Origin of the sequence: Pseudomonas sp. HMWF006 (assembly GCF_003061205.1) — a bacterium.
In the GTDB taxonomy this organism is placed as follows: domain Bacteria; phylum Pseudomonadota; class Gammaproteobacteria; order Pseudomonadales; family Pseudomonadaceae; genus Aquipseudomonas; species Aquipseudomonas monsensis.
The window spans coordinates 1-12,919 of the sequence record NZ_QAIU01000081.1; the positions used below are offsets into that span (position 1 = coordinate 1).

Sequence of the window (12,919 nt, forward strand, 5' to 3'; positions counted from 1 at the left end):
ACCTGCGTATAGCCTGATAAGTAGTTTCGTTTCCATGACTGCCAAAAACGCCCCCGCCTACATCGGCCGCTTCGCCCCCACCCCCAGTGGCCACCTGCACTTCGGTTCGCTGGTCGCCGCGCTCGCGTCTTATCTCGATGCACGCTCGGTCGATGGTCGCTGGCTGGTGCGCATGGAAGATCTCGACCCGCCCCGGGAAGAACCCGGTGCGCAGGGGGCGATCCTCAAAGCGCTGGAAAGTTATGGCTTTGAATGGGACGGCGACATGGTGCGCCAGAGCGATCGCCACGAGGCCTACGCGGAGGTCCTCAACAGCCTGTTCAATTACGGCCTCGCTTACGCCTGCACCTGCTCGCGCAAACAGCTCGAAGCGTACAACGGCATTTATCCGGGCCTGTGCCGCAATGCCGGCCACGATCAGCAAGACGCGGCGATCCGCCTGCGCGTGCCGGAACTGGAATACCACTTCATTGACCGCGTGCAAGGCGAATACCGCCAGCATCTGGGCCGCGACGTCGGCGATTTCGTGATCCGCCGCCGTGACGGCCTCTACGCTTATCAACTGGCCGTGGTGCTGGATGATGCGTGGCAAGGCATCACCGACATCGTCCGGGGCGCCGACCTGCTCGACTCGACGCCGCGCCAGTTGTACCTGCAAGAACTGCTTGGCCTGCGCCAGCCGCGTTACCTGCACTTGCCCCTGATCACCCAACCGGACGGCAACAAGCTCGGTAAGTCCTACCGCTCGCCGCCGCTTGAGGCCGATCAAGCCACGCCATTACTTTTGCGCGCCCTGCGCGCACTCGGGCAAACCCCCGGCGCCGAACTGGCCTATGCCACGCCACGGGAATTGCTCGACTGGGGCCGCGTCCACTGGGATGCCGCGAAGATCCCGCGCACACTGACGTTGCCCGAAGCGCAACTGTCATGACGACACTTGCAGTCGCGCCGCCATCCGTTACCATCGCCGCACGTTTTCGGGCACGCGCATAAAAAAGAGAGGCCGGGATGTACATCTATCGCTTGGTCCTGCTTTTGGTCGTCGGGATCTATCTGTTTTCTCCCGCCATCATGGATTGGTGGATCGACGCTACGGGCGCCTGGTATCGCCCTTATCTGCTCTGGCTGATCCTGATTGTCGTGACCTTCATCCTGCAGAGCCAAAAAGATGCCGATGAGCTTTAGCCTGACCCAGATGATCCTGATCAGCGCCGCGTACCTGGCGGTGCTGTTCGGCGTGGCCTGGATCAGTGAACGGGGCATGATCCCGCGGGCGATCATTCGCCACCCGCTGACGTACACCCTGTCGCTGGGGGTCTACGCCAGTGCGTGGGCGTTTTACGGCACGGTCGGTCTGGCCTATCAGTACGGCTACGGTTTTCTCTCCAGCTATCTCGGGGTGTCCGGCGCGTTTCTGCTGGCGCCGGTGCTGCTTTATCCGATCCTGAAAATCACCCGCACCTATCAACTGTCGTCGCTGGCGGATCTGTTTGCCTTCCGCTTTCGCAGCACCTGGGCCGGCGCGCTGACCACGATCTTCATGCTGATCGGCGTGCTGCCGCTGCTGGCGCTGCAGATTCAGGCGGTGGCCGACTCCATTGGCATCCTGACCGGCGAACCGGTCCAGAGCCGCGTGGCGCTGGCGTTTTGCGCGCTGATCATTCTGTTCACGATTTTCTTCGGCTCGCGGCATATCGCGACCCGCGAAAAACACGAAGGTCTGGTGTTCGCGATCGCCTTCGAATCGGTGATTAAACTGGTGGCCCTCGGTGGCGTCGGCCTCTATGCGCTGTACGGCGTATTCGACGGCCCGCAACAGCTGGAACTGTGGCTGCTGCAGAACCAGACCGCCCTCGCCGCCCTGCACACGCCGTTGCAGGAAGGCCCGTGGCGCACGCTGCTGCTGGTGTTCTTCGCCTCGGCGATTGTGATGCCGCACATGTATCACATGACCTTTACCGAAAACCTCAACCCGCGCTCGCTGGTCAGCGCCAGTTGGGGCCTGCCACTGTTCCTGCTGCTGATGAGCCTGGCGGTGCCGCTGATTCTGTGGGCCGGGCTCAAGCTCGGCGCCACCACCAATCCGGAATACTTCACCCTCGGCGTCGGCATCGCCGCCAACAGCAAACCGCTGGCGCTACTCGCCTATGTCGGCGGGCTGTCGGCGGCCAGCGGCCTGATCATTGTCACGACGCTGGCGCTGTCGGGCATGGCGCTGAACCACTTGGTGCTGCCGCTCTACCAGCCACCGGCCGAAGGCAACATCTACCGCTGGCTGAAATGGACACGCCGCGCGCTGATCGTCGCAATCATCATGGCCGGGTTCGGCTTTTACCTGATGCTCGGCGCCGAACAGGATCTGGCCAACCTCGGCATCGTCGCGTTTGTCGCAACCCTGCAATTCCTGCCTGGGGTGTTGTCGGTGCTGTACTGGCCGACCGCCAATCGTCGCGGCTTTATTGCCGGTCTGCTGGCGGGGATTCTGGTCTGGGTCGTGACCATGCTGCTGCCGCTGGTCGGCAATCTGCAGGGTTTCTACATCCCGCTGCTGAACATGATTTACGTGCTCGACGATACCAGTTGGCACATGGCGGCCATCGCGTCGCTGGCGGCCAACGTGCTGATGTTCACCCTGATCTCGCTGTTCACCAACGCCAGCCCCGAAGAAGCCAGCGCCGCCGAAGCCTGTGCGGTGGATAACGTCCGTCGCCCGCAACGTCGCGAGCTGCACGCCGCCTCGCCGCAGGAGTTCGCCACGCAACTGGCCAAACCGCTGGGCGCCAAGGCTGCGCAGAAAGAAGTCGAACAGGCGCTGCGCGATCTTTATCTGCCCTTCGACGAGCGCCGTCCGTATGCCCTGCGCCGTTTGCGCGACCGTATCGAAGCCAACCTCTCCGGCCTGATGGGGCCGAGCGTCGCGCAGGACATGGTGGAAACCTTCCTGCCGTACAAGGCCGGCGGCGAAAACTATGTGACCGAAGACATCCATTTCATCGAAAGCCGCCTCGAGGATTACCACTCGCGCCTCACCGGCCTGGCCGCCGAACTCGACGCCCTGCGCCGTTACCACCGCCAGACCTTGCAGGAATTGCCGATGGGCGTCTGCTCGCTGGCCAAGGACCAAGAGATCCTGATGTGGAACAAGGCCATGGAAGAGCTGACGGGCATCGCCGCACAGCGCGTGGTCGGCTCGCGCCTGAGTACCATCGGCGAGCCGTGGAAAGGCCTGCTGCAAGGCTTCATCGACCTGCCGGACGAGCATTTGCACAAACAGCACCTGGCGCTTGATGGCCAGACCCGCTGGCTGAACCTGCACAAAGCAGCGATCGACGAACCATTGGCACCGGGTAACAGCGGCCTGGTGTTACTGGTTGAAGATTTGACCGAAACCCAAATGCTCGAAGACAAACTGGTGCACTCCGAACGCCTGGCGAGCATCGGTCGACTCGCGGCGGGTGTGGCTCATGAAATCGGCAATCCGATCACCGGCATCGCCTGTCTGGCGCAGAATCTGCGCGAAGAACGCGAAGAGGATGGCGAGCTGACCGAGATCAGCGGACAGATTCTCGAACAGACCAAACGCGTCTCGCGCATCGTGCAGTCGTTGATGAGCTTTGCCCATGCCGGCAGCCATCAGCACAGTGACGAGCCCGTCTGTCTGGCCGAAGTCGCGCAGGATGCAATCGGCCTGCTGGCCCTGAACCGGCGCAATTTCGAAGTGCAGTTCTACAACCTGTGCGATCCGGACCACTGGGTCGAAGGCGATCCGCAGCGACTTGCCCAGGTCTTGATCAATCTGCTCTCGAACGCCCGTGACGCCTCGCCTGCGGGCAGTGCCGTGCGGGTCAAGAGCGAAGCCGGCGAACACACGGTCGATCTGATCGTCGAGGACGAAGGCAGTGGTATTCCGAAGAACATCATGGACCGACTGTTCGAACCTTTCTTCACCACCAAGGATCCGGGTGAAGGTACCGGTCTGGGCCTTGCACTGGTCTATTCCATCGTTGAAGAGCATTATGGACAAATCACCATCGACAGCCCGGCTGATGTACAAAGCCAACGCGGCACCCGTATCCGGGTGACCTTACCGCGTCATGTCGAAGCGACGTCCGCTGTGAACTGAGACCGTCGAGAGTATCGAATCAATGCCGCACATTTTGATCGTCGAAGACGAAACAATTATCCGCTCCGCCTTGCGCCGCCTGCTGGAACGTAATCAGTACCAGGTCAGCGAGGCCGGTTCAGTGCAGGAAGCACAAGAACGCTTCACCATTCCTACGTTCGATCTGATCGTCAGCGATCTGCGCCTGCCTGGCGCGCCGGGCACCGAGCTGATCAAGCTCGGCGAAGGCACCCCGGTGCTGATCATGACCAGTTACGCCAGCCTGCGTTCGGCGGTCGACTCGATGAAGATGGGCGCGGTGGACTACATCGCCAAGCCTTTCGACCACGATGAAATGCTCCAGGCAGTCGCGCGGATCCTGCGCGATCGCCAGTCGGCCCCGGCTGCCGGTGCAGTGGTTGCCAGCAAATCGACCAATGGCAGCGGCAAATCTGCCGTCGACAACAGCAACGGCGAAATCGGCATCATCGGTTCCTGCCCACCGATGCAGGATCTGTACAGCAAGATCCGCAAAGTAGCGCCGACCGATTCCAATGTGTTGATCCAGGGCGAATCCGGCACCGGTAAGGAACTGGTGGCCCGCGCCCTGCACAACCTGTCGAAACGCGCCAAGGCGCCGATGATCTCAGTGAACTGCGCCGCCATTCCGGAAAGCCTGATCGAGTCGGAGCTGTTCGGCCACGAGAAAGGCGCGTTCACCGGCGCCAGCGCCGGGCGCGCCGGTCTGGTCGAAGCGGCGGACGGCGGCACGTTGTTCCTCGATGAAATTGGTGAACTGCCACTGGAAGCCCAGGCCCGTCTGCTGCGCGTGTTGCAGGAAGGCGAGATACGCCGGGTCGGTTCGGTGCAATCGCAAAAGGTCGATGTGCGCCTGATCGCGGCAACCCACCGGGACCTCAAGAGCCTGGCAAAAATCGGTCAGTTCCGTGAAGACCTTTATTACCGTCTCCACGTAATCGCCCTGAAACTGCCGGCCCTGCGCGAACGTGGCGCCGACGTCAACGAAATCGCCAATGCGTTCCTCGCTCGCCAAAGTGCGCGCATCAATCGTACCGACCTGAAATTTGCCGCCGATGCCGAACAGGCCATCCGGCATTATTCGTGGCCGGGTAACGTGCGTGAGCTGGAAAACGCTGTCGAGCGCGCAGTGATTCTCAGCGAAAGCCCGGAAATCTCTGCCGACCTGCTGGGCATCGACATCGAATTGAGTGATCTGGAGGACGACGAGTTCATCGGACTGCCGCCGCAGACGGCGGGTAACGCCAGCAACAGCAGCCATGAGCCGACCGAAGACCTGTCACTGGAGGACTACTTCCAGCACTTCGTCCTCGAGCACCAGGACCACATGACCGAGACCGAGCTGGCGCGCAAACTGGGCGTCAGCCGCAAGTGTCTGTGGGAGCGCCGTCAGCGCCTGGGCATCCCACGGCGCAAGACCGGGGTCGCCAGCGAGAGCTGAACGTTACCTGTCGAGTGTGCGGGTAACGCTTGAGGATGTGAAAAAACTGTTACCTCAGTCCTTTCACGTAACAGAAGCCGGGGTTATCGGTAACGAAACCCCGGCTTTTTTTCGCCCCGAGAAAACGGTTATATCGACCTAACCCCTTGTTTTATTGGGCCTCACAAAAGTTGGCACGGCACCTGCTATATGTTTGGTACAAGAACAATAACAAGCAATGCACAAGACAATAAAAATAAGACGAATCGACTCACGCACAATAAAAACAAGACGGCGAGAGGCGCAGCTAACTGATTCTTTTGGAGAGGCGTTGTATTTGGGGCTTGCCCCACGACCAGGCCGAGAACAACAAAAACTGTCCTAAGACAGAGCCTGTACTGGTTGGATCGAGAGATCACTGCAATTCAGCGACCAAAGCAATCCGTTTGCTCTTGGCTCCCGATTGGGAGGGTCACGAAGGAAAACCTTCGTGACGAGGGCACTCAACAAAAACAAAAAGCCCGAATCAATAATAAAAAGAGCACGCAACTACTTCTTGGGGAGCTCCGGCTCCCCTTGTAGTTTCTCCCTTCCGGCAAAATCCTCCCAGTTTCCCTTGCTCGCCCCTTGCAGCTTGCGGCTTACAGCTCAAATCTGCTGTCTCCTACACCATCCCCTGACTAAATGCTAGAATCTGCGCCCATCATGCGGTCATTCTTTGGTATGGCCGAACATTCCTTCAAACAGTGCATCCCATGCTGAAGAAGCTGTTCCAGTCATTCCGAACTCCCGTGCGTCGTACGCAACACATCCGTAGCACCCCTGAAGTGCTCAACAGCGGCCAACATTCGCTGCAGAAAACGCAATTCAGCCGCTATGCGGTGAATATCGTCGAACGCCTGCAAGGGGCTGGTTATCAGGCCTATCTGGTCGGCGGTTGCGTGCGTGACATGCTGCTGGGCATCACGCCCAAGGATTTCGACGTCGCCACCAGCGCCACTCCCGAGCAAGTGCGTGCCGAATTCCGCAATGCGCGGATCATTGGCCGTCGCTTCAAACTGGTGCATATCCATTTCGGTCGCGAAATCATTGAAGTCGCAACCTTCCGCGCCAATCACCCGGTCAACGAAGACGACGAAGACAGCAACCAGTCTTCGCGCAACGAGAGCGGGCGAATTCTGCGCGACAACGTCTACGGAACCCTGGAAGAAGACGCGCAACGCCGTGACTTCACCATCAACGCCCTGTATTACGATCCGGTCAGCGAGCGCATCCTCGACTACGCCAACGGCGTACACGACATCCGCAATCACCTGATCCGCCTGATCGGCGATCCCAAGCAGCGTTACCAGGAAGACCCGGTGCGCATGCTGCGGGCCGTACGTTTCGCCGCCAAGCTCAACTTCGGTATCGAGAAGCACACCGTGCAGCCGATCCGCGAACTGGCACCGATGCTGCGCGAGATTCCGTCGGCACGTCTGTTCGAGGAAGTGCTCAAGCTGTTCCTCTCCGGCCACGGCGCGATCACCTTCGAGATGCTGGTCGATCTGCAACTGTTCGCCCCGCTGTTCCCGGCCAGTGCCGATGCGCTGGAATACAACCCGGAATACACCCACACGCTGATCAGCGAAGCGCTGACCAACACCGACCTGCGCATCAAGCAGAACAAACCGGTGACCCCGGCGTTCCTGTTCGCCGCATTGTTGTGGCCGGCCCTGCCAGCCCGTGTATTGCGTCTGCAAGAGCGTGGCATGCCGCCGATTCCGGCGATGCAGGAAGCCGCTCACGAGCTGATCGCCGAACAGTGCCAGCGCATTGCGATTCCAAAACGCTTCACCATGCCGATCCGCGAGATCTGGGACATGCAGGAGCGTCTGCCCCGTCGCAGCGGCAAGCGCGCCGACCTGTTGCTGGACAACCCGCGTTTCCGCGCCGGTTACGACTTCCTCCTGCTACGTGAAAGCGCCGGCGAGGAAACTGACGGTCTGGGCGAATGGTGGACTGACTATCAGGATGCCAACGACAGCGAACGTCGCGACATGATCCGCGACCTCAGCGGCAAGGGCGATGACGCCAGCGGTGCTCCGCGCAAGCGTCGCCGCAGCAGCGGTTCCAAGCGCAAACGTGCCGGCGCCTCGAGTGCCACAGGCGAGTAAAGGCATGGAACGCATCTACATTGGCATGGGCAGCAACCTCGCTGACCCGGCCGAACAATTGCGCAGCGCCGTCGAGGCGTTGGGGCAATTGCCGCAGACCACGCTTGCCGGCGTTTCCGCCTTCTATCAGAGTGACTCGCTGCTGCCGGGCCAACCGCGTTACACCAACGCGGTCGCGGCCCTCGACAGCACGCTTGCGCCGATTGAACTGCTTGATGCGTTGCAAGCGATCGAGAACGATCAGGGCCGCGAACGCCTGGAACGCTGGGGACCGCGCACACTGGATCTGGACATCCTGTTATTCGGCGATCGACTGATCGACGAGCCGCGGCTCAAAGTCCCGCATTACCAGATTCAGGAACGCGCGTTCGTGCTCTATCCCCTCGCCGAACTGGCCCCTGAGAATCTGCGCCTGGCCGATGGCCGCACCCTCTCCGATCTGCTGGCAGCCTGCCCGTTCGTCGGCCTGGAACGCCTCCCCCACGCCTGACACAAATCCTTTGTAGGCCTTCGCCCTATCCAGATTGATTGTCGGACAAAAAACCCGCGAATCAGCCCCGCCGCGCCGCTGAATCGCATCAGTAACGCCGGTAACACTCCCCTCGTAACAATGCGGTAACACACACAATTGACTTCCGGTTGGCTCATCACGACTATAGGCGTCCCGCTGCCGCCAACCCGGCACATACGGGCGCAAGCCAGGCCTTATAAGCACGACAAAAGACCGTGCGCCTGAGTAGATGACGAATCACGCGCGTTACTCGCAGTAGTTTCCAGAGCGCCTGAACGAGGATTTTTTACATGCCAGCCATCACCCTGACCACGCTCCAGAGCCTCAAGCAGAAAGGTGAAAAGATCACCATGCTGACCTGCTATGACGCGACCTTCGCCCACGCCTGCAACGAGGCTGGTGTCGAAGTGCTGCTGGTGGGCGACTCCCTCGGCATGGTTCTGCAGGGTCACGACAGCACTTTGCCGGTGACCACCGCAGAAATGGCCTATCACACCGCCTGCGTCAAACGCGGCAACACCGACGCGCTGATCCTGGCCGACCTGCCCTTCATGGCCAACGCCACCATCGAACAGACCCTGACCAACAGTGCCATGCTGATGCAGGCCGGCGCGCACATGGTCAAGGTCGAAGGTCAGTTGTGGCTGGCCGAGTCGATCCGCCTGCTGGCCGAGCGCGGTGTGCCGGTTTGCGCGCACATGGGCCTGACCCCGCAAGCGGTCAACATTCTCGGCGGCTATAAAGTGCAGGGCCGCAACGAGAACCAGGCGCGGCAGATGCGTGCCGACGCGATCTCGCTGGAACAGGCAGGTGCAGCGATGTTGCTGCTCGAATGCGTGCCAAGCGAACTGGCCGCCGAGATCAGCCAGGCGGTGAAAATCCCGGTCATCGGCATCGGTGCCGGTAACGCCACCGACGGCCAGGTTCTGGTGCTGCACGACATGCTCGGCCTGTCGATCACTGGCCGCGTGCCGAAGTTCGTGAAGAACTTCATGCACGGTCAGGACAGTATCCAGTCAGCCCTGAAGGCTTACGTTAACGAAGTCAAAGCTGTCACGTTCCCAGGCATCGAACACGGATTCTCTGCATGAACACCGTAAAAACCGTACGCGAACTGCGCGCTGCCGTGGCCCGCGCCCGCAGTGAAGGCAAGCGCATCGGCTTCGTGCCGACCATGGGCAACCTGCACAGCGGCCACGTCGCACTGATCACCAAAGCCACCCAACGCGTGGATTTCGTGGTCGCGAGCATCTTCGTCAACCCGCTGCAGTTCGGCGCTGGCGAAGACCTCGACAAATACCCGCGCACCCTCGCGGCGGATCAGGAAAAACTGCTCGAAGCCGGTTGCGACCTGCTGTTCGCCCCCACCGTTGAAGAGATGTACCCCGACGGCATGGCCGGGCAGACCCGGGTCAGCGTTCCGCAATTGTCCGAAGGCCTGTGCGGCGCCAGCCGTCCGGGGCACTTCGAAGGTGTGGCAACGGTGGTCAGCAAGCTGTTCAACATGGTCCAGCCGGATCTGGCGATTTTCGGCCAGAAGGATTACCAGCAACTGGCGGTGATCCGCGCCTTGGTGCATGACCTGAATATGCCGATCCAGATCATCGGCGAGCCGACCGTTCGCGCCGCTGACGGCCTGGCGCTGTCGTCGCGTAACGGTTTCCTCAGCGAAGAACAGCGCACCGTGGCACCGGCGGTCTATCGCGCCCTGAGCACGATGGCCGAGTCGATCAAACAGGGGGAGCGAGATTTCCCGGCGCTGATCAGCGCGCAGTTGAAACAGCTGGAAGCGGCTGGCCTGCGCCCGGACTACCTGGAAATCCGCCACGCCCTGAGTTTGCGTCCGGCCACGGCCGAAGACCGCGATCTGGTGATTCTGGCAGCGGCGTTCCTCGGCACCACACGGTTGATCGACAACCTGCACCTGAACCTCGATACCCCGGCCTGAAAAGCACCGCAATACCCCCTGTAGGAGTGAGCCTGCTCGCGATGAGGACCTGACATTCAGCATCATTGTTGAATGTCAGTCCGTTATCGCCAGCAAGCTCACTCCTGCAGTGTTTTCAGCGTCCTGAAAATTGCATTTCAAGCCATATTGCCGCCCCCAAAGCCTTCGGGCACACTGCCCGCCGTTCGATTCCAAGCCGGGAAATCCCTCATGCACGCCATCATGCTCAAGGCCAAGCTGCACCGCGCCGAAGTCACTCACGCGGTGCTCGATTACGAAGGCTCATGCGCCATTGATGGCGAATGGCTGGACTTGTCCGGCATCCGGGAATACGAGCAGATCCAGATTTACAACATCGACAACGGCGAGCGTTTCACCACCTACGCCATCCGTGGCGAAGAGGGTTCACGGATGATCTCGGTCAACGGCGCTGCCGCGCACAAGGCCAAGGTCGGCGACCGCGTGATAATTTGCGCATACGCGCACTACAGCGAAGCGGAACTGGTGCATTTCAAGCCGCGCATGCTCTACATGGCGCCGGGCAATGAACTGAGCCACACCAGCAACGCCATTCCGGTGCAGGTCGCCTGATCGGCACTGCACCGCTTCCGTTTGTCGGACGGTTTCTAACCCCGATGTTAAAAAAGTACCGGAAACAGGTCAGACAAAGTCAAGACAGATCGCGGCGTGAGGTTTACTGTATTCGCCCTGCGCCAATAAATCGTGTCGACGCAGTTTGACCCCGCGCCTCAACAGGGTGTGGCGGTCTGTTCAGTGTTCAAAAGGCCGTTCAAGTAAAAAGGAAAACCGCAGCGATGGCGTACTACCGCACTCCTCATGACGTTACCGCTCTGCCCGCCTGGCAAGCGTTGAAAGACCACCGCCAAGCCATGCAGGATTTCAGCATGCGCGAAGCCTTCAACGCCGATCCGCAGCGTTTCAACCAGTTCACCCTCAGCAGCTGCGGACTGTTTCTCGATTATTCGAAGAATTTGATCAACGCCGAGACCCGCAATCTGCTCGTGGGCCTGGCCAATGAAGTCGATCTGAAGGGCGCGATCAAAGCGCTGTTCGACGGCGAAATCGTCAACGCCTCCGAAGGCCGCCCCGCCCTGCACACCGCCCTGCGCCGCCCGGTGGGCGACAAGCTGTCGGTCAACGGCGTCAACGTGATGCCGGAAGTGCACAAGGTGCTGAACCAGATCACCGATCTGGTCGGCCGCATCCACGATGGCCTGTGGCGTGGTTACACCGAGAAGCCGATCACCGACGTGGTCAACATCGGCATCGGTGGTTCGTTCCTCGGCCCCGAGCTGGTCTCCGAAGCGCTGTTGTCCTACGCGCAGAAAGGCGTGCGCTGCCACTACCTGGCGAACATCGACGGCAGTGAGTTCCACGAGCTGACGCAAAAGCTGCGCGCCGAAACCACGCTGTTCATCGTCTCGTCGAAATCCTTCAACACCCTCGAGACCCTGAAGAACGCCCAGGCCGCACGTGCCTGGTATCTGGCGCAGGGTGGTTCGGAAGCCGAGCTGTATCGTCACTTCATCGCGGTATCGAGCAACAACGCCGCGGCGGTCGCGTTCGGCATCCGTGAAGAAAACATCTTCCCGATGTGGGACTGGGTCGGCGGGCGTTACTCGCTGTGGTCGGCCATCGGCTTACCGATCGCCCTGGCCATCGGCATGTCCAACTTCAAGGAACTGCTGTCCGGTGCCTACACCATGGACCAGCATTTCCAGACCGCGCCGTTCGAACAGAACATGCCGGTGCTGCTGGCCCTGCTCGGCGTGTGGTACGGCAACTTCTGGGGCGCGCAGAGCCACGCGATCCTGCCGTACGACCACTACCTGCGCAACATCACCAAGCACTTGCAACAGCTGGACATGGAGTCCAACGGCAAGAGCGTGCGTCAGGACGGCACCTCGGTCTCGACCGATACCGGTCCAGTGATCTGGGGCGGCGTCGGCTGCAACGGTCAGCACGCCTACCACCAGTTGCTGCACCAGGGCACCCAACTGATTCCGGCCGACTTCATTGTGCCGATCGTCAGCTTCAACCCGGTGTCCGACCACCATCAATGGCTGTACGCCAACTGCCTGTCGCAGAGCCAGGCGCTGATGCTCGGCAAGACCCTGCCGGAAGCCGAAGCCGAACTGCGCGACAAGGGCATGAGCGAAGAGCAGGTGCACAAGCTCGCACCGCACAAGGTGATCCCGGGCAACCGTCCGAGCAACACCCTCGTGGTCGAACGCATCAGCCCGCGTCGTCTCGGCGCGCTGGTCGCCATGTATGAGCACAAAGTGTTCGTGCAGAGCGTGGTCTGGGGCATCAACGCCTTCGACCAGTGGGGTGTGGAACTGGGCAAGGAACTGGGCAAAGGCGTTTACAACCGTCTGGTCGGCAGCGATGAAACCACCGCTGACGACGCCTCCACCCAAGGCCTGATCAATTACTTCCGCGGTCGTCACCGCGGCTGATAAAGGCCTTCGGGCCAACGCTGTTCCCTGTGGGAGCGAGCTTGCTCGCGAATGCAATCTGTCAGTCGACACCTTTGTTGGCTGGCGTGACGCCTTCGCGAGCAAGCTCGCTCCCACAGTTATTTTGGACCCCTTCAGCCATCAGATTCCTGATGCGGCTTGAACCCTTGGCCCTCTCGGCGCATCTTTATTCCTGTGCACAACAAGAATAAGGAACCGTCATGTTCGATATCAGCACGTTCCCCAAAGCCGATGCCGTCCGC

The 12,919-nt window shown here is 60.6% G+C and carries 10 protein-coding genes; all 10 read left to right on the forward strand.

Features of this window, described 5'->3' with window-relative positions:
- The first annotated feature begins 34 nt into the window (after positions 1 to 34).
- The 10 genes from gluQRS (at position 35) to pgi (ending at position 12,656) form a co-directional block, all read left to right on the forward strand.
- Entirely contained in the window at positions 35 to 931 is an 897-nt protein-coding gene (gluQRS, locus tag DBR24_RS03050; RefSeq protein WP_128613858.1) for a tRNA glutamyl-Q(34) synthetase GluQRS, read from the forward strand.
- A gap of 77 nt (positions 932 to 1,008) precedes the next feature.
- Positions 1,009 to 1,185, forward strand: a complete 177-nt coding sequence (locus DBR24_RS03055; RefSeq protein ID WP_003176118.1) for a hypothetical protein — start codon at positions 1,009 to 1,011, stop codon at positions 1,183 to 1,185.
- Positions 1,169 to 4,123, forward strand: coding sequence for a sensor histidine kinase (locus DBR24_RS03060; RefSeq protein WP_177490416.1), 2,955 nt, complete (start codon positions 1,169 to 1,171; stop codon positions 4,121 to 4,123). Before DBR24_RS03055 ends, DBR24_RS03060 begins: the two co-directional genes overlap by 17 nt.
- 22 nt (positions 4,124 to 4,145) lie before the next feature.
- Positions 4,146 to 5,582, forward strand: a complete 1,437-nt coding sequence (locus DBR24_RS03065) for a sigma-54 dependent transcriptional regulator (protein ID WP_128613859.1) — start codon at positions 4,146 to 4,148, stop codon at positions 5,580 to 5,582.
- 734 nt (positions 5,583 to 6,316) lie between these two features.
- Positions 6,317 to 7,717, forward strand: a complete 1,401-nt coding sequence (locus DBR24_RS03075; RefSeq protein WP_123464097.1) for a polynucleotide adenylyltransferase PcnB — start codon at positions 6,317 to 6,319, stop codon at positions 7,715 to 7,717.
- A gap of 4 nt (positions 7,718 to 7,721) precedes the next feature.
- Positions 7,722 to 8,207 (forward strand): 2-amino-4-hydroxy-6-hydroxymethyldihydropteridine diphosphokinase, encoded by a 486-nt coding sequence (gene folK / locus DBR24_RS03080; protein ID WP_128613861.1) that lies wholly within the window; start codon positions 7,722 to 7,724, stop codon positions 8,205 to 8,207.
- A 311-nt stretch (positions 8,208 to 8,518) separates the two neighbouring features.
- Positions 8,519 to 9,319: a 3-methyl-2-oxobutanoate hydroxymethyltransferase gene (gene panB, locus DBR24_RS03085; protein WP_128613862.1), complete on the forward strand. Its 801-nt coding sequence runs from the start codon at positions 8,519 to 8,521 to the stop codon at positions 9,317 to 9,319.
- Positions 9,316 to 10,176 (forward strand): pantoate--beta-alanine ligase, encoded by an 861-nt coding sequence (panC, locus tag DBR24_RS03090; protein ID WP_128613863.1) that lies wholly within the window; start codon positions 9,316 to 9,318, stop codon positions 10,174 to 10,176. Before panB ends, panC begins: the two co-directional genes overlap by 4 nt.
- A gap of 210 nt (positions 10,177 to 10,386) precedes the next feature.
- The gene (gene panD / locus DBR24_RS03095) at positions 10,387 to 10,767 is read left to right on the forward strand and encodes an aspartate 1-decarboxylase (protein ID WP_123464089.1); all 381 of its coding nucleotides are present in this window, start codon (positions 10,387 to 10,389) and stop codon (positions 10,765 to 10,767) included.
- A 224-nt stretch (positions 10,768 to 10,991) separates the two neighbouring features.
- The gene (gene pgi, locus DBR24_RS03100) at positions 10,992 to 12,656 is read left to right on the forward strand and encodes a glucose-6-phosphate isomerase (RefSeq protein ID WP_128613864.1); all 1,665 of its coding nucleotides are present in this window, start codon (positions 10,992 to 10,994) and stop codon (positions 12,654 to 12,656) included.
- The last annotated feature ends 263 nt before the right edge of the window (positions 12,657 to 12,919 follow it).